The organism is Marinobacter shengliensis (assembly GCF_003007715.1).
Lineage (GTDB): Bacteria > Pseudomonadota > Gammaproteobacteria > Pseudomonadales > Oleiphilaceae > Marinobacter > Marinobacter shengliensis.
Genome location: NZ_PXNO01000020.1, coordinates 89,745 through 111,029 on the forward strand (window position 1 = coordinate 89,745; position 21,285 = coordinate 111,029).

Annotated in this window: 19 protein-coding genes and 1 other RNA gene; 6 read left to right on the plus strand and 14 right to left on the minus strand. The window is 56.8% G+C overall.

The window, feature by feature from the left end; translation table 11 throughout:
• Positions 1-101: 101 nt before the first annotated feature.
• Positions 102-410, plus strand: coding sequence for a ribosome assembly RNA-binding protein YhbY (yhbY, locus tag C7H10_RS06025; protein ID WP_106694148.1), 309 nt, complete (start codon positions 102-104; stop codon positions 408-410).
• Positions 411-524: 114 nt separating this feature from the next.
• Here the strand turns inward: yhbY and greA are convergent, their stop codons facing one another.
• From greA to grpE, 7 genes are all read right to left on the minus strand, one after another.
• Positions 525-1,004: a transcription elongation factor GreA gene (gene greA, locus C7H10_RS06030; RefSeq protein ID WP_082780474.1), complete on the minus strand. Its 480-nt coding sequence runs from the start codon at positions 1,002-1,004 to the stop codon at positions 525-527.
• Positions 1,005-1,008: 4 nt separating this feature from the next.
• Complete coding sequence (gene carB, locus C7H10_RS06035) at positions 1,009-4,227, minus strand: carbamoyl-phosphate synthase large subunit (protein WP_106694149.1); 3,219 nt, start codon at positions 4,225-4,227, stop codon at positions 1,009-1,011.
• Positions 4,228-4,308: 81 nt separating this feature from the next.
• Positions 4,309-5,439, minus strand: a complete 1,131-nt coding sequence (gene carA, locus C7H10_RS06040) for a glutamine-hydrolyzing carbamoyl-phosphate synthase small subunit (RefSeq protein WP_208622804.1) — start codon at positions 5,437-5,439, stop codon at positions 4,309-4,311.
• A gap of 382 nt (positions 5,440-5,821) precedes the next feature.
• The gene (gene dapB / locus C7H10_RS06045; RefSeq protein WP_106694151.1) at positions 5,822-6,625 is read right to left on the minus strand and encodes a 4-hydroxy-tetrahydrodipicolinate reductase; all 804 of its coding nucleotides are present in this window, start codon (positions 6,623-6,625) and stop codon (positions 5,822-5,824) included.
• Positions 6,626-6,636: 11 nt separating this feature from the next.
• Positions 6,637-7,761, minus strand: a complete 1,125-nt coding sequence (gene dnaJ, locus C7H10_RS06050; protein ID WP_058092540.1) for a molecular chaperone DnaJ — start codon at positions 7,759-7,761, stop codon at positions 6,637-6,639.
• A 78-nt stretch (positions 7,762-7,839) separates the two neighbouring features.
• Positions 7,840-9,765, minus strand: a complete 1,926-nt coding sequence (dnaK, locus tag C7H10_RS06055) for a molecular chaperone DnaK (RefSeq protein ID WP_061330644.1) — start codon at positions 9,763-9,765, stop codon at positions 7,840-7,842.
• Positions 9,766-9,857: 92 nt separating this feature from the next.
• Entirely contained in the window at positions 9,858-10,454 is a 597-nt protein-coding gene (gene grpE / locus C7H10_RS06060; protein WP_061330645.1) for a nucleotide exchange factor GrpE, read from the minus strand.
• A 263-nt stretch (positions 10,455-10,717) separates the two neighbouring features.
• Here grpE and recN point away from each other — a divergent pair, with 263 nt between their 5' ends.
• Positions 10,718-12,397 carry a DNA repair protein RecN gene (gene recN / locus C7H10_RS06065; protein ID WP_106694152.1) on the plus strand — a complete coding sequence of 560 codons (1,680 nt, stop codon included), beginning with the start codon at positions 10,718-10,720 and terminating at the stop codon, positions 12,395-12,397.
• 60 nt (positions 12,398-12,457) lie between these two features.
• Here recN and fur read toward each other — a convergent pair whose 3' ends face one another.
• Entirely contained in the window at positions 12,458-12,877 is a 420-nt protein-coding gene (gene fur, locus C7H10_RS06070; RefSeq protein WP_106694153.1) for a ferric iron uptake transcriptional regulator, read from the minus strand.
• A 122-nt stretch (positions 12,878-12,999) separates the two neighbouring features.
• On the opposite strand from fur, the gene C7H10_RS06075 reads away from it, so the two are divergent.
• Entirely contained in the window at positions 13,000-13,332 is a 333-nt protein-coding gene (locus C7H10_RS06075; RefSeq protein ID WP_058092535.1) for an outer membrane protein assembly factor BamE, read from the plus strand.
• 4 nt (positions 13,333-13,336) lie between these two features.
• On the opposite strand, the gene C7H10_RS06080 is transcribed toward C7H10_RS06075, so the two are convergent.
• The 3 genes from C7H10_RS06080 to C7H10_RS06090 are packed head-to-tail and all read right to left on the minus strand — an operon-like array spanning position 13,337 to position 15,715.
• Positions 13,337-13,615, minus strand: coding sequence for an RnfH family protein (locus C7H10_RS06080; protein WP_058092534.1), 279 nt, complete (start codon positions 13,613-13,615; stop codon positions 13,337-13,339).
• On the minus strand, positions 13,615-14,061 hold the full coding sequence (locus tag C7H10_RS06085; RefSeq protein WP_058092533.1) for a type II toxin-antitoxin system RatA family toxin: 447 nt from the start codon (positions 14,059-14,061) through the stop codon (positions 13,615-13,617). Before C7H10_RS06085 ends, C7H10_RS06080 begins: the two co-directional genes overlap by 1 nt.
• 58 nt (positions 14,062-14,119) lie before the next feature.
• Complete coding sequence (locus C7H10_RS06090; protein ID WP_106694154.1) at positions 14,120-15,715, minus strand: sodium-dependent transporter; 1,596 nt, start codon at positions 15,713-15,715, stop codon at positions 14,120-14,122.
• Positions 15,716-15,896: 181 nt separating this feature from the next.
• On the opposite strand from C7H10_RS06090, the gene smpB reads away from it, so the two are divergent.
• The 3 genes from smpB (at position 15,897) to ssrA (ending at position 18,371) form a co-directional block, all read left to right on the plus strand.
• The gene (gene smpB / locus C7H10_RS06095) at positions 15,897-16,379 is read left to right on the plus strand and encodes an SsrA-binding protein SmpB (protein WP_058092531.1); all 483 of its coding nucleotides are present in this window, start codon (positions 15,897-15,899) and stop codon (positions 16,377-16,379) included.
• A 138-nt stretch (positions 16,380-16,517) separates the two neighbouring features.
• Positions 16,518-17,936, plus strand: a complete 1,419-nt coding sequence (locus tag C7H10_RS06100; protein WP_106694155.1) for a wax ester/triacylglycerol synthase family O-acyltransferase — start codon at positions 16,518-16,520, stop codon at positions 17,934-17,936.
• Positions 17,937-18,006: 70 nt separating this feature from the next.
• Positions 18,007-18,371: a transfer-messenger RNA gene (ssrA, locus tag C7H10_RS06105) on the plus strand.
• Between the two features lie 92 nt (positions 18,372-18,463).
• Here ssrA and C7H10_RS06110 read toward each other — a convergent pair.
• From C7H10_RS06110 to C7H10_RS06120, 3 genes are all read right to left on the minus strand, one after another.
• Positions 18,464-18,832 carry a hypothetical protein gene (locus C7H10_RS06110; protein WP_106694156.1) on the minus strand — a complete coding sequence of 123 codons (369 nt, stop codon included), beginning with the start codon at positions 18,830-18,832 and terminating at the stop codon, positions 18,464-18,466.
• Between the two features lie 108 nt (positions 18,833-18,940).
• On the minus strand, positions 18,941-19,945 hold the full coding sequence (locus C7H10_RS06115; RefSeq protein WP_106694157.1) for a phage integrase: 1,005 nt from the start codon (positions 19,943-19,945) through the stop codon (positions 18,941-18,943).
• The gene (locus tag C7H10_RS06120; protein WP_106694158.1) at positions 19,942-21,207 is read right to left on the minus strand and encodes a hypothetical protein; all 1,266 of its coding nucleotides are present in this window, start codon (positions 21,205-21,207) and stop codon (positions 19,942-19,944) included. The genes C7H10_RS06115 and C7H10_RS06120 overlap by 4 nt, the downstream gene beginning before the upstream one ends.
• Positions 21,208-21,285: the final 78 nt, after the last annotated feature.

A 21,285-nucleotide genomic window follows, 5' to 3' on the forward strand; every position in this document is an offset into this window, starting at 1 on the left:
TTGTGGCGGGAATCTATCTGTTACAATTGCGAAATTATACGACGTCGTCAGCCGTTTCGCCGCTGACCTTTTGTTAATTGCACCGATAAAGAGATTACATCATGAGTCTTTCACCGGAACAGCGCCGGGAATACCGGGCGATTGCCCACAATCTGAAGCCCGTCATTATTGTTGGCGATAAAGGCCTGTCGGAGGGCTTGCAGGATGAGCTTGAGCGCGCCCTGAACGATCATGAGCTGATCAAGATCAAGGTGGCCAGCACTGATCGCGAAGCGCGCCATGAAGCGATTCAGGCGTTGTGCGAGAGCTCCGGGGCGGAGCTGGTGCAGACGATTGGTAAGATTGCTGTGATTCTGCGGCGGGCTAAGAAGCCTAATCCGAAGTTGTCGAATTTGTTACGGAATAAGTAGTTTTTCGCCAGGGTTGATGTAAAAAGCCGCGCTGGATAGTGCGGCTTTTTTTGTTTGGCTTGGGAGATCGGCGGGGTAAAAGGGGGTCAGTCCCGTTGGACAGACCCTTTGACCCTAGACGTACTCTACTTCGGAGATTTCGTATTCTACGGTGCCGGAGGGGATGCGGATGGCGACTACGTCGCCTTCGTTCTTGCCTATCAGCGCACGGGCAATCGGTGAGGATACAGAAAGCTTGCCGGCCTTGATGTCGGCCTCGTCTTCACCGACGATCTGGTATTTAACCTCTTCGTCGGTATCCATGTTCACCAGGTGTACCGTGGTGCCGAAGATCACCTTGCCGGTGTTCTCCATGGTGGTCACATCGATCACCTGGGCTACCGACAGCTTGCCTTCGATTTCCTGAATCCGGCCTTCGATGAAGCTTTGCTGCTCACGAGCGGCATGGTACTCGGCGTTTTCCTTGAGATCACCGTGCTCCCGGGCATCGGCGATTGCCTGAATTACCCGGGGACGATCTTCGGACTTCAGCTTTTTCAGCTCCTCGCGCAGGCGGGCTTCGCCCGCCTTGGTCATGGGTACTCTGTCAGCCATAGTCTTACTTTCCTGCGTGTAGATCCTGGAGGCGACGTACTGTGCGCTCCGGGCCAAATTTGATGGCCCGACAGAAGGCTTCGCCGCCTGCCAGTGTGGTTGTGTAGGTTACCTTGGTCTGCAGGGCGGACTGGCGAATCTGGGCCGAGTCGGAAATCGCCTTGCGACCTTCAGTGGTATTGATAATCAGCTGAACCTGACCATTCTTGATGGCGTCAACAATATGCGGGCGACCCTCGCGAACCTTGTTTACCCGCTCCACGGCAACACCTTCGGCTTCCAGCGCCTTGGCGGTGCCGGTGGTGGCAATCACCTTGAACCCGGCCTCAACCAGGTCACGGGCCACCTTCGCCGCACCGGGCTTGTCGACATCCCGCACAGACATGAACGCGGTACCCTGGGCAGGCAGGCGCTCACCGATGGCCAGAGCCGCCTTGGCAAAAGCTTCGTCGAAGCTGTCGCCCAGCCCCATCACCTCACCGGTGGACTTCATTTCCGGCCCAAGGATCGGGTCTACCGCCGGGAACTTGTTGAACGGGAATACCGATTCTTTTACCGCATAGTAAGTCGGCACGATTTCCTGGGTGAAGTTCAGTTCTTTCAGGGTCTTGCCGGACATTACCCGGGCCGCCACTGCCGCCAGGGACACACCAATGGCCTTGGAGACAAACGGCACGGTACGGGAGGCGCGAGGGTTGACCTCAATCACGTAGATTTCGCCATCCTGCCACGCCAGCTGCACGTTCATCAGGCCGATAACGTCCAGCTCGATGGCCATCTTCCTGACCGCTTCGCGCATTTCATCCTGCACCTCTTTAGGCAGGCTGTATGGCGGCAGCGAACAGGCGGAGTCACCGGAGTGAACACCGGCCTGCTCAATGTGCTGCATGATGCCACCAATGACCACATCGGTGCCGTCGCAGATGGCGTCAATATCCACCTCAACGGCGGCATTCAGGAAGTGGTCCAGCAGCACCGGGCTGTCATTGGACACCAGCACCGCGTTACGCATGTAACGCACCAGCTCGGTTTCGTCATAGACGATTTCCATCGCCCGACCACCCAGCACGTAGGACGGGCGCACCACCAGCGGGTAGCCGATTTCGCGGGCCGCCAGGATGCCTTCCTCGTGACTGCGCACAGTGGCGTTTTCCGGCTGCTTCAGACCCAGGCGCTGGATCATCTGCTGGAAACGTTCACGGTCTTCGGCACGGTCAATGGCATCCGGGCTGGTGCCGATAATCGGCACACCGGCCGCCTCAAGACCACGAGCCAGTTTCAGCGGAGTCTGGCCGCCATATTGCACGATCACGCCCTTGGGCTTCTCAACGTGGATGATTTCCAGCACGTCTTCCAGGGTGATCGGCTCAAAATACAACCGGTCGGAGGTGTCGTAATCGGTGGACACGGTCTCCGGGTTACAGTTGATCATAATGGTTTCGTAGCCGTCTTCACGCATGGCCAGGGCCGCGTGCACACAGCAGTAGTCGAACTCAATGCCTTGGCCGATCCGGTTCGGGCCACCACCGATCACCACGATTTTCTCGCGATCGCTGGCATCTGCCTCGCACTCTTCCTCGTAGGTGGAGTACATGTAGGCGGTGTCTGAGGCAAACTCGGCGGCGCAGGTGTCGACGCGCTTGTAGACCGGGCGGATGCCCAGGTCGTGACGCAGTTTGCGCAGGCTCACCTCGGAAATGCCCAGCAGTTTGGCCAGGCGAGCGTCGGAGAAGCCCTTGCGCTTGAGACGGAACAGGGTGGCCTGATCAATATCCGCTTTGCCCGCGGATTTCAATGCAGCCTCTTCGCGCACCAGATCTTCAATCTGGACCAGGTACCAGGGATCCACCTTGGTGTGCTGGAACACTTCTTCCACGGTCATGCCGGCACGGAATGCGTCGCCGATGTACCAGACGCGGTCAGCGCCCGGCACGTTGAGTTCGCGGGTCAGGGTTTCCCGGGAATTCTCGGAATCCAGGTCGTCCAGCTTCTCATCAAAACCTTCAGAACCTACTTCCAGCCCGCGTAGCGCTTTCTGCATGGACTCCTGGAAGGTGCGGCCAATAGCCATGACTTCCCCCACAGACTTCATCTGGGTGGTCAGGCGAGCGTCGGCCTGGGGGAATTTCTCGAAAGTAAACCGGGGAATCTTGGTGACCACATAATCGATGCTCGGCTCGAACGAGGCCGGAGTCACGCCACCGGTGATTTCATTCTGCAGCTCATCGAGGGTATAACCAATCGCCAGCTTGGCCGCTACCTTGGCAATCGGGAAGCCGGTGGCCTTGGAGGCCAGGGCCGAGGAACGGGACACCCGCGGGTTCATCTCGATCACCACCATGCGGCCGGTGTCCGGGTTGATGCCGAACTGCACGTTGGAACCGCCGGTTTCCACACCGATTTCACGCAGTACCGCCAGCGAGGCGTTCCGCATGATCTGGTATTCCTTGTCAGTGAGGGTCTGGGCCGGTGCCACGGTGATGGAGTCACCGGTATGCACGCCCATGGCATCGAAGTTTTCGATGGAGCAGACGATGATGCAGTTGTCGTTCCTGTCGCGAACAACTTCCATCTCGTACTCTTTCCAGCCGATCAGAGACTCGTCGATCAACAGTTCGTTGGTCGGGGACAAGTCGAGACCACGAGTACAGATTTCCTCGAATTCATCCTTGTTGTACGCAATACCGCCGCCTGAGCCGCCCATGGTGAAGGACGGGCGGATGATACACGGAAAGCCAATGTCTTCGGACGCTGCCCAGGCTTCGGCCATGGAGTGAACGATGGTCGCGCGCGGGCATTCCAGGCCGATCTTTCTCATGGCCTTATCGAAGCGGTCACGGTCTTCGGCCTTGTCGATGGTGTCGGCATTGGCACCGATCATTTCGACGCCGTGCTTCTCCAGCACGCCGTGCTTTTCCAGATCCAACGCACAGTTCAGTGCGGTCTGGCCACCCATGGTGGGTAGCAGGGCGTCCGGCTTTTCTTTCTCAATGATCTTTTCGACCGTCTTCCAGGTGATGGGCTCGATGTAGGTGGCATCGGCCATGGCCGGGTCGGTCATGATGGTGGCCGGGTTAGAGTTCACCAGGATAACCCGGTAACCCTCTTCGCGCAGCGCCTTGCAGGCCTGGGCCCCGGAGTAATCGAATTCGCACGCCTGCCCGATCACAATGGGACCTGCGCCCAGGATCAGGATGCTTTGGATGTCTGTACGTTTTGGCATGTCTCGGTAAACCTGTCAGCAACTTTTGAATTCTTTCAGCGCGTACGATGCGCCAGTGAGCTATCTGTGATGGCCTTGCCCTCAGGCAGATCGCGCTTCCATCAGCTGGATAAACTCGTCGAACAGGGGCGCCACATCATGGGGGCCCGGGCTGGCTTCCGGGTGACCCTGGAAGCTGTAGGCCGGCTTGTCTGTGCGGCGAATACCCTGCAGAGTGCCGTCAAACAGCGACTTGTGGGTGACCGCCACATTAGCCGGCAGGGTTGCTTCGTCTACCGCAAACCCATGGTTCTGGCTGGTAATCATCACGGTGCCTTTGGCAATGTCCTGCACCGGATGGTTAGCACCGTGGTGGCCGTGCCCCATTTTCATGGTTTTGGCGCCACTGGCCAGAGCCAGCAACTGGTGACCCAGGCAGATACCGAACACCGGAATTTCGGTTTCCAGGACGTCCTGAATGGCTTTGATAGCGTAGTCGCACGGCTCCGGGTCGCCGGGGCCGTTGGACAGGAAGATGCCGTCCGGATTCATGGCCAGCACTTCCGAGGCCGGAGTTTGCGCAGGCACAACGGTGATGTCGCAGCCACGGGCGGCGAGCATGCGCAGGATGTTGAACTTCACACCGTAGTCCCAGGCAACGACCTTGAATTTGGCGGCGGCCTGGTCACCATATCCGTCTGAGATATCCCACTCGGTCTGGCTCCACTGATAGGATTTCTCGCTGGTGACTTCTTTAGCCAGATCCATGCCCTTGAGGCCTGGGAAGGCTTTCGCCAGTTCCAGGGCGCGCTCGGCGGTGGCGTTCTCGCCAGCGATGATGGCACCGTTCTGGGAGCCTTTGTCGCGCAGGATGCGGGTCAGGCGGCGGGTGTCGATGTCAGCAATGCCAACAATGTTGTTGCTTCGCAGGTACTCGCCCAGGCTCTGCTGGTTGCGCCAGCTGCTGGCGACCAGGGGCAGATCGCGGATGATCAGGCCGGATGCGTGGATGCGGTCGGATTCTACGTCTTCTTCGTTTACACCGGTGTTGCCAATGTGGGGATACGTCAGGGTGACGATTTGGCGCGAGTAGGACGGGTCGGTCAGGATTTCCTGATAGCCGGTCATGGCAGTGTTGAACACTACCTCGCCGCTGGTTTCTCCGTCTGCGCCGATGGCGGTGCCGTAGAAGAGGCTTCCGTCTGCGAGTGCAAGGATTGCTGGTGTGCTCAAGGCTTGTATCCTCATCGAGTGGCGTAAGTTCGTCACGAACAGGAACGCAAGCGCAAATTCAGGTTGCAAAAAAGCGAGACAAGGTAAAAACCCGGTCCCGCTTTCTTATAAACTTTTCAAAGGTACGCTTGGTGCAGTCAAATCGCCTTATTGTAAGCTGTTTTGGCGTTTTCTGTCCACGTTGAATTCTTGCCGGGAGTAAGGCGGTTGTCCGGCAGGAGTGCTGGATCACCTTCCCGAAAAACGCTACGAGCACATCCCTGTGCGCTTCGCTCCGGCCATCCATGGCCTCCGAGATTTTCGGGAAGGCGATCCAGCCCTCCTACCTCAGAGTCCGCCGCTCAGAACTCTCTCGCTCGGGGTCAACTGTTCGAGAGCACATTCAGCCCTTCAGATTCAAGACATCCTGCATGTCATACAGTCCAGCGGCCTTCCCTTCCAGCCAGAGCGCAGCTCGCATCGCCCCTTTGGCGAAGGTCATCCGGCTGCTCGCCTTGTGGGTGATTTCAATGCGCTCGCCTTCGGTGGCGAACAGAACGGTGTGGTCGCCCACCACGTCGCCGGCGCGGATGGTTTCGAAGCCGATTTCCTTGCGGGTGCGCTCGCCGGTGAAACCTTCGCGGCCGTAGACAGCGCATTCTTTCAGGTCGCGGCCGAGGGCGTCAGCCACGACTTCGCCCATGCGCAGGGCGGTGCCTGAGGGGGCGTCTTTTTTGTGGCGGTGGTGGGCCTCGATGATTTCTACGTCGTAGTCGTCACCCAAAGTAGCCGCTGCGGTGCGCAGGAGGTTGAGGACGACGTTGACGCCAACGCTCATGTTGGGTGCGAAGACCACTGGGGTGGATTCGGCGGCCAGGGCCAACTGTTCTTTTTCGGCGGCGGTCATGCCGGTGGTGCCGATGACGATCATTTTGCCGTTGGCGCTGCAGAACTTTGCGTTTTCCAGGGTGAGGTCCGGGAAGGTGAAGTCCACCAGTACGTCGAAGTCGTTTTTGACGTCGTCGAGGCTGCCGGCCATTTTGATTCCGGTTTTGCCGATGCCAGTCATTTCGCCGGCGTCGGCGCCAATCAGGCTGCTGCCTGGCTCGACGATGGCAGCACCGAGTTCGAGGCCTTCGGTGCCGTCTACGGCTTCGATCAGTACTTTGCCCATGCGCCCGGCGGCGCCGATGATTGCTACCCGCATCTGTTATGCCCTCAGAATTTCATTTCGTCGAAGAAGCTTTTCACACCCTCAAACCAGGAGGTTTTCTTCGGAGCATGATGGGTGCCGTTGTTGCCGCTCAGGGTTTCCTGGAACTCTTCCAGCAGCTCTTTCTGGCGCTTGGTCAGGTTGACCGGTGTTTCCACCATCACGCGGCACAGCAAATCGCCGGCAGGGCCACCGCGAACGGGACTCACTCCCTTGTTGCGCAGGCGGAAGAGTTTGCCGGTCTGGGTTTCTGGTGGAATCTTGAGTTTGACCCGGCCATCCAGGGTCGGCACTTCCAGTTCACCACCCAGGGCTGCGTCCACGATGCTGATAGGCACTTCGCAGTATAGATTACGGCCATCACGGGTAAAGATGGAGTGCTCGCGCACGGCAATCTGCACATACAGGTCGCCTGGCGGCCCGCCATCAACGCCCATCTCGCCCTCACCTGAGAGACGAATGCGATCGCCGGTATCCACACCGGGTGGCACTTTCACAGACAGGGTTTTTTCCTGCCTCACGCGGCCCTGGCCGTGGCACACTTTACAGGGATTCTTGATAACCTGACCGGAGCCCCGGCAGGTCGGGCATGCCTGCTGCACGGTGAAGAAACCCTGCTGCATGCGAACCTGCCCCATACCCTGGCAGGTACCACAGGTTTCAGGACGGGAGCCTTTTTCAGCACCACTGCCATCGCAGGCTTCACACTCTTTGTGGCCAGGAATGTTGATCTTGACGGTTTTGCCTTTGACGGCCTCTTCCAGATCGATTTCCAGGGTGTAGCGCAGGTCGGAACCGCGAGTGTTGCGGCCCCGGCCACCGCCACCGAAGATGTCACCGAATACATCACCAAAGATATCGGAGAAGCTGGCACCACCGCCGCCAAAGCCACCGCCGGCCTGGCCATCCACGCCGGCATGACCAAACTGGTCGTAGGCCGCACGCTTGCTACCATCGGCAAGAATTTCGTAGGCTTCGCTGGCCTCCTTGAACTTGTTCTCGGCGTCTTTGTCGTCCGGGTTACGGTCCGGATGGTATTTCATCGCAAGCTTTCGGTAAGCCCGCTTTATGTCCTTCTCGTCCGCGTCCCGGGAGACCCCGAGTACTTCGTAATAATCGCGCTTGGCCATGCTTAAAACCCTGTTGCTATAACGCGGAAAACGCGGGGGTTACCCCCGCGTTTTCCAACTACCTGATGTACTTAGGATTTACTTCTTGTCGTCGTCTTTGACTTCTTCGAACTCGGCGTCCACCGCATCGTCAGCCGCCTGAGACTGGGCACCTTCCTGCCCGCCAGCCTGCTGCGCCTGGTCTGCCTGATCCGCGTACATCTTCTGTGCCAGCTCGGAAGACACTTCGGTCAGTTTCTGAGTCTTGGCTTCGATGGCTTCCTTGTCAGAGCCGGTCAAGGCTTCTTCCAGATCCTTGATGGCCGCCTCGATAGACTCCTTTTCACTGTCAGAAACCTTGTCGCCGGCTTCGGTCAGGGTCTTGCGCACGGCGTGAACCATGGCATCACCCTGGTTGCGGACCTGAACCAGCTCTTCGAACTTGCGATCTTCCTCGGCGTTGGCCTCGGCATCGCGAACCATCTTCTCGATCTCGTCGTCGTTCAGACCAGACGAGGCCTTGATAACGATGGACTGTTCTTTACCGGTGGCCTTGTCTTTGGCAGACACGTTCAGGATACCGTTGGCATCGATATCGAAGGTGACTTCGATCTGCGGCACACCGCGCGGCGCCGGCGGAATATCCGCCAGGTCAAAGCGGCCCAGCGACTTGTTCTGGGAAGCCTGCTTACGCTCACCTTGAACCACGTGAATGGTTACGGCCGTCTGGTTGTCATCCGCTGTTGAGAACGTCTGCGACTTCTTGGTCGGGATGGTGGTGTTCTTGTCGATCAGCGGCGTTGCCACGCCACCCATGGTTTCAATGCCCAGAGTCAGCGGGGTTACGTCCAGCAGCAGCACGTCTTTTACGTCACCGGAAAGAACAGCCGCCTGGATGGCAGCACCCATGGCAACGGCTTCGTCCGGGTTCACGTCTTTACGGGCTTCTTTGCCGAAGAACTCTTTTACCTTTTCCTGCACCAGCGGCATACGGGTTTGACCACCCACCAGGATAACTTCGTCGATTTCAGACGCCTTCATGCCGGCGTCCTGCAGGGCGACTTTACAGGGCTCCAGGCTGCGCTGAACCAAATCTTCCACCAGGCTTTCCAGCTTGGCGCGGGTCAGCTTCACGTTCATGTGCTTGGGCCCAGACGCGTCTGCAGTGATGTACGGCAGGTTCACGTCTGTCTGCTGGCTGCTGGACAGCTCGATCTTCGCTTTCTCACCGGCTTCCTTCAGGCGCTGCATGGCCAGGGAATCGCCGCGCAGGTCGATGCCACTGTCTTTCTTGAACTGGTCTGCCAGGTACTCAATGACTTTCAGGTCGAAGTCTTCACCACCCAGGAAGGTGTCACCGTTGGTGGCCAGAACCTCGAACTGATGCTCACCGTCGACATCGGCAATTTCAATAATGGAGAGGTCGAAAGTACCACCACCCAGATCGTATACAGCAACTGTGCGGTCACCGCTCTTCTTGTCCAGGCCATAAGCCAGGGCAGCCGCGGTCGGCTCGTTGATGATCCGCTTCACTTCCAGACCGGCGATCTTGCCCGCGTCTTTGGTGGCCTGGCGCTGACTGTCATTGAAGTAAGCCGGCACGGTAATCACTGCTTCCGTTACCTTCTCGCCCAGGTAGTCTTCTGCAGTCTTCTTCATTTTCTTCAGAACTTCTGCAGAGATCTGGGGTGGCGCCATCTTCTGGCCCTTCACTTCAACCCAGGCGTCGCCGTTATCGGCCTTGGTGATCTTGTAAGGCACCATCTTGATGTCTTTCTGAACCACGTCGTCCTCAAAACGACGACCGATCAGACGCTTGATGGCGTACAGGGTGTTATGGGGGTTGGTAACCGCCTGGCGCTTGGCGGACTGACCAACCAGGGTCTCGTTATCGTCAGTGTACGCGATAATGGAGGGAGTAGTACGATCACCCTCAGCGTTTTCAATAACCTTTACCTTGTCGCCATCCATGATGGCCACACAGGAGTTGGTGGTTCCCAGGTCGATACCAATAATCTTGCTCATCGAATCACTCCAAATCTTTCTGAATGCTGTCCCAGGGAGGTTTGCCCTGACTGTCGCTGTTTAATCGCTATATTGGCGCTTTAATCGGCTTTTCAAGCCTGCTCGTCGATTTTTGGTGCATCTTCGGCCTTAGCCACAACCACCATGGCGGGACGAACCACGCGACCGTTCAGCAGGTAGCCCTTCTGCACCACGGCAACCACGCTGTTCGGCTCGGCATCTGGCGCGGGCACCATAGACATCGCCTCGTGCTGTTGCGGATCGAACGGTTCACCCACCGGGTTCACCTGTTCAACGTTGAATTTCTTGAGGCCGTTCATGAACAGGCCCAAAGTCATTTCCACGCCTTCGCGAATGGAGCCAACCAGCTCACCGGCGTTTTCATGTCCTTCAGTGCTTTCCACTGCCTTTTCAAGGCTGTCCGCCACCGGAAGAAGCTCTTTCACAAACTTTTCCAGAGCGAACTTGTGGGCCTTTTCCACATCAATTTCGGCTCGACGACGCACATTCTGCATCTCAGCCTGGGCCCTCAGCGCCTGGTCCTGGTATTCCTGCAACTGCGCCTTCAGCAATTCCAGTTCGGAACCTTCTTCAGCACCGGCGGTTTCTGCTTCGCCCTGCTCTTCTGTGGCGTTTACTGCCTCGTTCAGCTCGTCTACTTGTTCGTTGCGCTTATCGTCAGCACTCATGACAACTCCTGATGACTTTCCCTGGGCCCGAGGGCCTGCGGCTAAATGAGCCCCGCCTTGCACAGGCAGGAAAATACGACTTTGCGAACGGATATGGGGCCCACCCCTCAGGTTTCAACCTCAAACGATGCATTCTTTCAGATTTTCACGATTCGATTGTTTGCAAACAGGAAAAAGCCTGTATATATTCACAGCAACTGTATAGATCAACAGTATCCAGACAATTTTCAGAGAGTCTCCAATCCTGAGCGGAGGTTATCGGCATGCTCACACAACTTATGGTCTCCAACTACGCCATCGCCGAACGGGTCGACCTGCATTTCAGCAAAGGCATGACGGCCCTGACCGGTGAAACCGGCGCCGGCAAATCCATTGTTCTGGATGCCCTCAGCCTGGCCATGGGCGGCCGAGCAGATGCCGGTGCCGTACGCCACGGCGCAAAACGAGCGGATATCACCGCCAGCTTCGACATCTCACGTATTCCGATTGCCCGGCAATGGCTGGAAGAACACGAACTGGATGACAAAGACGACTGCATCCTACGCCGGACCATCAGCAAGGATGGTCGTTCAAAAGCGTTTATTAATGGCCAGCCCTGCCCACTCTCCCAGCTCAAGGACCTTGGCGGCCTGCTGATGGACATTCACAGCCAGCACCAACATCAGTCACTGCTGCAAAAAGACACTCATCGGAAACTGCTGGACGAATTCTCCGGCGCCGAAGACCTGGCAGAGCAAACCCGGGATGCCTGGAAAGCCTGGCATAGAACCAGCCAGAAACTGGAACAGCGGCGCCAGAACGCCGACGAGGCGGAGGCAAAACTGCAACTGCTCCGGTACCAGGTGGAGGAGCTGGACCGGCTCGCCCTGGGCGATGGCGAACAGGAAGCGCTTGAACAGGAACAAGCGCAGCTGAGCCAGGCCGACACGGTACTGCATAGCAGCCATCAGGCTGCCCTGCTGTGCACTGAGGACGAAACCAGTGCCGCCGACCTGGTGCGTCAGGCACTTCAGCAACTGGAGCAACTCCCAGTGGATGTGCCGGCACTGGCTGACACCATACAGATGCTGACCGAAGCACAGATCCAGATTTCAGAAGCCGGGGACAACCTGCGGCACTTTGTTGAAGACTACGAAGCAGACCCCGCACGGCTGGCCGAGGTCGAGGAACGCCTGAGCGCCATTTATCAGATGGCTCGAAAGCACCGCATCACACCGGAGGAATTGCCGGAACTGCACCAACGCCTGTCGAACGAACTTGCAGAACTGGATGGCGGCGAAGGCAGCCTCGAGCAGCTTGAGGCAGAGCAGCAATCCCTGCGCAAACGGTTTGATGAACTGGCCGGGCAATTAACGGCCAAGCGGGAGCAGGCAGCGGCGGAACTGGATCAGCGAATTGCTCAGGAGCTTGCACAGCTGAGCATGCCGGCCGTCCAGTTTGTTACCAAACTGGGCCGCAACAGCAATGACGAACCAGCCCCCCACGGTATGGAAGATGTCGAGTTCCTGGTCAGCGCCAACCCGGGACAACCCGCACGCCCACTGGCCAAGGTTGCCTCCGGGGGCGAACTGTCTCGGATCAGCCTCGCCATTCAGGTAGTGGTCGCCCAGACCTCCACTACCCCCACCCTCGTGTTTGACGAAGTGGACGTGGGTATTGGTGGCGGCACAGCCGAGGTAGTTGGGCGTTTGCTCCGGTCTCTGGGCAGCAACGGTCAGGTACTGTGTGTCACTCATTTGCCCCAGGTGGCAGCTCAGTGCCACCAGCACCTGTTCGTCAGCAAATTCACCGAACAGGACGCAACGTATTCACGCATTGAAACGCTGGATGACCAGGGAAGAATCAGCGAAGTGGCAAGAATGCTGGGCGGCGTAGACATGACAGAGCACACCATTGCCCACGCCAGGGAGATGTTCGTTAAGGGTCAGGCGACCCATCACTGAATCCCCCTCTCGATTCGGAGAGCTGTTGGGGCCGGCGCTTGCTGGCCCCTTTTTTTTGACTTATTTCTTGGAAGAGCCCAAAGGCTTAACGTAGAGGATCAGGCTGTGATCAACAATCTCATAGCCGTGCTCCCTGGCGATCTTCTGCTGGCGCTCTTCGATGATCTCATCCACAAACTCGATCACTTCTCCGGTTTGCGTGCATACCATGTGGTCATGGTGATCATCGCCCGCCATTTCGAAGACGGCGTGGCCACCCTCAAAGTTATGGCGCAACACCAGGCCCGCGGCCTCGAACTGAGTCAGCACCCGGTAGACGGTTGCCAGCCCCACGTCATCTCCCTGATCCAGCAGCTTCTTGTAAACATCCTCAGCACTCAGATGGTGCTCTTCGGCGTTCTCCAGAATATTGAAGATTTTGACTCTCGGGAGAGTAACCTTCAAACCGACCTTTCGTAATTCGGCGTTTTCAGATGACATGTTACTATTCACTCTTTGGTGTGCCTTACGGCTTCCGGTATGATGAAGCCGCCGTTCAACGGACTACCCGTTTCACACCTGCTTGATGCAGGCGATTTCAAGATAGAGGATTTCCCCCGGCGATGCAAAAGCTCACCGCTATCGTTCTTATTAGCATTTTATCCTTGTCCGGTTGCGCATTCCCTGGCGTTTACAAAATCAACGTGCAACAGGGGAATATCGTGACCGAAGACGACCTCAAGAGCCTCTCGCAAGGCATGGCCCGCAGTCAGGTTCATGCGGTTCTCGGGTCGCCGCTGATGCTCAATCCGGTGGACCCCTCGCGCGAGTACTATGTGTACACCTTCCAGCGCCGGGGTGGGGATATCCAGGAGCAGCGCATAATCGTCTATTACGAAGGCGACGAGTTCAGCCATTACGACGCACGACTGCTGGAAGAAACGCCCGCTTACTGATTGTTCAGGCTTTCTTTTTGGCCCGGTTCAGCCGGGCCTGCTTGGGATCTATCTTTAGCGGTCGGTATAGTTCAACCCGGTCTCCCTCGCGCAGCTCATGGCCCGCGGGGTCTTTAATGACTTTGCCAAACACGCCCATATCCGTTGCGTCCGGATCGATTTCCGGGAAAATATCCGTTATTCCAGACAGTTTCACGGCCTCGATGGCCGTGGTTCCCTCAGGCACTTCAATCGCCACAATTTGCTGCTTGTCTGGCCGGGCATACGCTACCTCTACCTGCATCAAACCGTCCCTCCCTGATAAATCTGGTCTGCCCGACGGCAAAACGCATCCACCATGGTATTGGCAGCCTGATTGAACACCGGACCAAAAGTCATTCGGGACAGTGAGCCCGAAAACTCAAACTCCAGGGTCAGGATCACCTTACAGGCCTGCTCGTTGAGCGCCTTGAAGTGCCACCGCCCCCGCAGATTTTTCAGCGGTCCATCCACCAGGCTCATCTCGATCGCCTCGGGCATCAACAGCTGATTACGCGTGGTCAGGCGATGGCGCACACCGCCCTTGGCAATCTCCAGTGACGCCATGATCTCTGCATCCGTCTGTTCGTGCACCTCTGCCCCGGCGCACCAGGGCAGAAACTCGGGATACCGTGCAATATCATTGACCAGATGGAACATGCGCTCTGCGGAGTGCATGACCAATGCCGTCTTATCAATCTGATGCGCCATGAAAACCGGGATTCCTGCGTTTTTACAACAAAAGAGCCGACTGGCCCGCGAAGGCCAACTACACACTATGATAAAGGATATCGTCCCCGTTGGGGGCGTTTTCCGCCGGCTGGCTTTCTGCGCCCTGACCAGACGCGTTACCTTCTGGCCCCGGGCCCTCACTTTGCGGGCTTGCAGGCAAACCGTCACCGTCATCGTTTGCCGTCGCAGGCATCGGTTGTTCCGGCGCGCCATCTTGTGCGCACCAAATGGCGGCGCTGCCGTTATCACACAGGTTTGACAACGAGAATACTGTGTATTGTATGCCAATCCAGGCCACCAGAACCGGCAGAACAAGGCGCATGACCCAATACCAGATCTTGCGAATAGCCACCGGGGTGTTACCAAGAATCCTTGCGGCATAGCGCCGGGTCAGGCACCAACCGGCAAAGGTGGCAATCAGCAAGGCCACCAGCGGAATCAGGATGCCGCCCGTCGTCAGCTCCAGCCATCGAAACAGGGTGGCACCAGCAAACCGGTAGTCCGCCCAGAGATTGAAGGAGAATAGCGAACCCAGGCCGGCAGCCCACACGGCAACACCGGCAATAACCGCAGACCACCCTCTGGGTGCGCCAGTCCACTCACGAAACCAGCCCACCACAGGCTCCAACAGCGATATGGCGGTCGCCCACACGATCATGAGCACCAGCAGGAACACCGCCGCAATGATCAACTGACTGTGGGGCAACTGGGCCAGCGTGACCGGCAGGGAGACAAACAACAGCCCGAAGCCTCGCTCACCATCAAGACTGGCACCATCCAGCGCCACCGAGAACATCATCAGCCCCGCCAGGATGGCCACCAGAGTGTCCATCAACACCACCGCCAGCAATGACCGCTTCAACCGGGTATGTGACGTGCTGTAAGCGCCGAAGATCGCCCACACCCCCATCCCAAGGCCAAGGGTATAGAAAGCGTGAAAAAAGGCCGCCTTGACGCTATTGAAACCAACGTCGTCTGGCCGCAGCGCCAGGATGTGTTCAATACCCGAATCCAGCCGCCCATGACTGGCCGACAAGGCAAATAACCCCAGCATCAGCAGCAACGCTGCGGGCACCAGAAATCGCAGCGATCGCTCCAACCCCTTCACAACGCCCTGGGCAGATACCCACACCACGAGAACCATGAAGAACGCGTGCCAGGCCATAAACTCCCGATGCCCACCCGGCCTGGACACCAGATCCGTCAGGATACCGGTCGCCGCCTCGGGCGTCGCTGCCCTGAAACTGTCTGTCGCTCCAAAGAAGACATAGGCCAGCACGATGCCACCGAACACCGCAGTGAATGACAACACCAGGAACGCGGCAAGCACACTCAACGGGCCCGCCAGGCGCCACAGCGGTGAACAGCCTGCGTCTTTCACCATGCCGTCCATCGCCAGCACGATGCCATGGCGTGAGTGCCGCCCAAGAACCGCCTCGGTCACCATCAGAGGCAGGGTTACCAGGAGCAGGCAGGCGAGATACAGGAAAATGAACAACCCGCCACCGTGCATACTGGCCAGGTATGGAAACTGCCACAGATTGGCCAGGCCCACGGTTGCGCCCACCGAGGCCCAGAAAAACGTGGATTTTCGGGTAAATGACCCGATGGACGTGTGATACTTGCTCGCCATGGCGATCCCTGACAGTCAAATGCGCCCCATTGTAGCCGAAGGCGGCATCCCGGAACGACAGGATCTACAAGCCCGGCGGTGAAATCGTGACCCGTCTGGCAGTCCTGGGCTACAATGCCCGATTTACCGGCCAACAGTCACCCGGCCGGCACACACATTCTTCCGATCCCGGACAGGATTCATGAGCAAGAAGAAAGCAAACGGACCAACCAGCAACACCATTGCCCTGAACAAGAAGGCAAAGCACGAATATCATATTGAAGAACGCTTTGAGGCCGGCCTTGCCCTGCTGGGCTGGGAAGTGAAGTCGCTGCGGGCCGGCAAGGCTCAGCTGGTAGACGCCTACGTACTTCTGAAAAATGGTGAAGCCTGGCTGTTGGGCGCGCATATCACGCCGCTCAACACCGCCTCCACCCATGTGATCGCCGACCCCACCCGTACCCGCAAACTGCTGCTGCACGCGAAGGAGATTGCCAAGATTATCGGCCAGGTCAATCAGGCCGGGCATACCTGCATACCGCTCGCCCTGTACTGGAAAGGCAATAAAGTGAAATGCGAAATTGCCCTGGTGAAAGGCAAGAAGCTGTTCGACAAGCGTGCCACCGAAAAAGAGCGTGACTGGAACCGCCAGAAACAGAGAATCATGCGCGAGGCCAACACCTGAGCCTCGCTCGCACTGTCGCTTTTACCGCCTCTTTCCCGGCCTCGGAATCCCTCCTATACTCAGGTGTTCACACCCGCTCCGACCCCACAGGCAGTACCTGGAGCCCCTGTTAGTTGGCAAACAGCAAAGGGAGGGCTTATGTCATCTGAACGGACGGCAATGACGTCAGTCGACCGATCCTGGCTGCGTATGGACACCCCGGAGAACCCCATGATGATCTCCGCGGTGCTGATGTTCGAGCAACCAATTCCGATCAAACGGCTAAAACGCACACTCGAAGAACGATTTCTGAGATTCAGGCGCTTTCGCCAACGGGTGGTTGAGAAGGGCGACAAATGCTACTGGGAAGACGATCCCAACTTTGATCTCGACAACCACCTGCACCGCATTGCACTGCCAGGACAAGCCAGCAAGAAAGAGTTGCAGGAACTGGCCAGCGACTTCAACAGCACGGCGCTCGACTTTCGCCGGCCACTCTGGCAAATCCACTACATCGATAACTTCAACGGCGGCTGCGCCCTGCTGATCCGCATTCACCACTGCATTGCCGATGGCATTTCACTGGTTCGGGTTCTGCTATCGCTCACCGACCGGACACCAGAACCCAAACTGGAGCGCATCGCCAAGAAAGTCACCATTCCCAAACCCCAGGGCAACGCTGCCACCCGGTTTTTGCACCGCTTGGTGGACAGCAGCCAGGCTGGCTGGCAACAGGCGCAACTGTTCCTGGATTCCGTTCGGCAAGAGCCCAATTACCCCCTGAAACTGGCGCGGACCGCCGGCGGCATCGCCATGGACCTGGCGAAACTCGGGCTGGCCCCGTTTGAGCCGAAAACCAGCCTGAAAAGCCAGTTGGTAGGCCGCAAGAAAGTGGCCTGGGCGGAGCCCCTGGCCCTGGATGACGTAAAACACTGCGCCAGGACCCTGGGTGGAACGGTCAACGACGTATTGCTGTGCGCCGCCACCGGCGCCCTGAGCCGGCACTTTACCGAACACAAGCAAACCATACCCGATTGCGGTATTCGCGTTGCGGTGCCGTTCAACCTTCGGCCCCTGGACCAACCCATAGAATCATTGGGCAATCAGTTTGGCCTGGTTCTGGTATGCCTGCCTGTGGAAGTGCATGACCCACTAATGTGTTTCCGCCAGGTGCAGGAAAATATGAACCGGCTCAAACAGTCCTACCAGGCCCAGGTAACCTACAGCCTGTTGGACCTGTTTGGCCGGGGCCCGGATATTCTTGAGCGCCGGGCCCTGGACCTACTCAGCAATAAGGCCTCTGCAGTACTGACCAACGTGCCCGGCCCGAGGCATCCGGTTTACCTGGCCGGCAGCAAACTGGTGCAACCCATGTTCTGGGTGCCCCAGAGCGGCAACATCGGCATTGGCATGAGCATATTCAGTTACGCCGACACCGTGCAGTTCGGCATCACCGTCGACAAGGGCATCCAGGCCGACCCGCAAGCAGTGATGAATTACTTCCGGGACAGCTTCCAGCACCTGTACGACGCGGCCATGTCTCACGCCCATGGCCTGCACATTGCACAGGCCTCGTGAACAGGATAAGTACAAATAGTGACAAACAAGCCTTGAAGTCCGGCAAACCGGACACATATACTGATCATAAGGGGACGACATGGCTTCGACGCTGGTGGCGAACCCTTGGGTGCATGTCGAGATGGCAGCCAATCTCGTTAATCCAAAGCTGCAACGCAATAGTCGCAAACGACGAAAACTACGCACTAGCAGCGTAAGCTGCTAGTCGTCCTGACCGGGTCGCCCGTAGCCCGGAAGCAACATCTCAGGACGTCATCGCTTACGGGATGCTCCTTTATCCAGAGCTCACTGGCTAAAGGCTAAGATTTAAAGAGCTCGCCTCTCGCACCCTGGCCTTCGGGTCGCAAGAGGTTAAATTAATAGAAGGACACTAAACATGTAGATCTCAAGGCCTAGTGCTGGCGGACGCGGGTTCAATTCCCGCCGTCTCCACCAACTTCCAAGAGAAAAGCCCCTGATTTTAGGGGCTTTTTTCGTTTATAGCTCACTGTATTTGACGCAATGTGTCAACGAAGCGTCAACGCGTTTTAATTGCCAAATGAAACCTTGCCCGCACGTCGACCGTTTACTTGAACTTCGCACTCTGAGAATGAGTAAAAGTTCGGCTTCACGCACTCCATCTCAAACCGATCTTGCTCGTAGAAAAACAATAACGAGCCGGAATAGTCTTCATGAATAGGAGTTTGAAGGGCCAAGCTATTGTCAACGAAAACTTGAATATTATGCTGCCATGTGGTGCGAACAATGCCCGGGAAATGATCTGTCGTCATGCGGACCTCTATTTCAGGCATCTCAACAGAGTTTTTGTATTCCTCGTAAGAGCTTTCCCACTTTCTGGTTGAAGCGCAACCGGCCAAAAGAGATACAACCAAAACGAAAAGAATCGGTTTAAACATACATGCTTCCAAATTGATTTATTGACAGATCCTTCTGGACCAACCAGGTCGAATAGTATCGATATACAGGCTACATGTCCCATCGATTTCACTCAGTTTTACAATTACTTAGATTAAAATATCATGGGCGGCTACGGGATTCAGGGATACGGCACATTCAAGATGAGCGGGGGATAAGTGCGCATACTTCATTGTCATAGAAATGGATGCATGACCAAGAATCTTTTGCAGGGTAAGGATGTCACCTCCATTCATCATGAAGTGGCTAGCAAACGTATGCCGGAGAATATGGGCACATTGTCCCTGCGGCAGCTTAACGCCAGAGCGATCGACAGCACGCCGGAACGCTGAAATGGTGGATGTTCCGAAAGCACCCCATTCTTCAAGGTGTCGCTTGGTCGTTTTGTAGAGATCTTTAGAAATTGGTATCGAGCGCTTTTTCCCGGATTTAGTCTGATCGTAGATGACCCGATAAGGTCTCACTCTGTCCAGGGTGAGGCTTTCCGCTTCTGACCACCTGGCGCCAGTTTCCAAAGATATACGCGCGACGAGCAGGGCATGGGGATTTGTTGTCTTCTCCCTGAGTTCGGCAAAGATTGCTTTTATCTGATCGAGATCCAGGTACCCCATTTCACGCTCTTGGATGCTGATCGGCCGGATGTTACGGAACGGGTTTTGATAGCTAATTTCACCGGTTCTGTTCAGTTCGTTGAAGACTGCATTGAGGTAGCCAAGTTCGTTATTACTGGTTTTCGGGGATATTCCTTTCTCAATTCTAAGGGCTCGATACACCAGGTAATCGTTCGCTGTGAGCTTTGCTGCGATAGGGTTTCCGAAAGCTTCTGTCATTCGTTTCAAGTGACGATAACGCCGTTCACCGTCACGGAGGTATTTACCGTGGGCGAGATACCAGGCTTTCATGAGCTCAAGCAGAGTTCTGCGGTCTTTCTTGAGGTGGGGCACTAACGTTCCTGCATCATATTGACCTAATGCCCAACGCTCAAACCTTTGAGCTTCTGCTTTGGACTCAAAGGATTTCCGGACACGCTTCTGGCCTCTTCCGCCTGGTTGGATATCTACTTGCCATCGTCCCGATGGTAGCTTTTTGATCATGCGGCCACCTTAGTCAGTAGTCGCCGTTTCGTGAGTCCGTCCTGGACGAGCTGGAAGAGTTCGTTTTCGTAGATTTCTCGTCGTCGGTAGTAATTACACAAGTCCTCCCAGAGTCCGGACTTTTTGAGGCAATCCCAGGCCTGTCTGGCGTTAAATCGGTTGCGCGCATAAATGCTCAGGAGATTGCCAAAGGCCAGGGAGACGTTCTTTTCGTTGCCGCAACCGGGTTCCTTTTTTGCGCGTTTGTACATCAGATCAGGGGCGCTGTAGCCGAAGCCGATGTCGTCACGCAGTTTGGTCCAGATGGGGTGACACCATTCGCGTTTGACCTCATAGCGGTTGGCTTTCAGGGCGTATTGCCAAAGGCCCGTCAGGTGCGGAACCGCGTCCATGTAGGTGTAGATGGGCTTCATGTTCGGTGTGCCCTGAGAGACCTCGTTGACGATCCGGTGATGGAAGCGGATTTCCAGGCGCCAGACGGGTTTATCTGGGTCGTAACAGGTGTCCGGGAAGGTGTCTTCGTTCACGGCGCATTCCCAGATGCTTTCCATGAAGGCGCGTTTGTCGGAGACGTCGATTTCTTTCGACTTGTCGTAGAGGCACACCTGGAGGCTGTTGGCTTTACCAAAGGTGTAGGTTTCACCGCGTCCGTTGATGGTGGCACCGTCCAGGCCTTTGAACACCAGGTCACTGAGGCCGTTGTGGACGCTGATGGTTTTGGCACGGGTAACGAAGTGGCTGGCAAAGTCCTGGGGCGGCTCCCAGCCCTGGAAGTCGACAGCCAGATGTAAGGCGATGCCAACGGGTTTGATGCCGGTCAGGAAGAACATGCCCCACTCTGCCAACTCGTCGTGTATCTGCTGGCTGGAGCGTTCATAGAGCCATCTGGGGGAGGTTTCAATTTTAACGTGGGTGCCGGGGTTGTCGGGTTCGGCGTAGAAGTTCTGCAGAAGGATGGTCAGGCCGTATTCCCGGTTTTGAAGGATGTATTTGAAACCACCGCGTCTGCCGGACTGGACTTTGAACTCTATGTCTTTGACGGTGATGGTGGCGTCGTAGCTTTCGTTGTAGGCCTCGACGATCTGGGCCAGGGGTTCGGGTTTGAGTCTTCCCTCAAACAGTTGCCTGACGGTGTCTACGCCGGTCCAGAGTACGTTAACGTTCTGCAGGTTGACCTGCTGACCTTCCGGGCCGATGAACAGATCCCCTTTGCCGATTTCTCCGGTTCGGATGTCCATTCTTTCAAAGTCTTTGATTTTCATCTGTGGCCTTCTGTGGATGTCTGTGGTGTTAAATCGACTGTCGTCGTTTTCTATGAGACGTGTTACAGGGACGTCTCT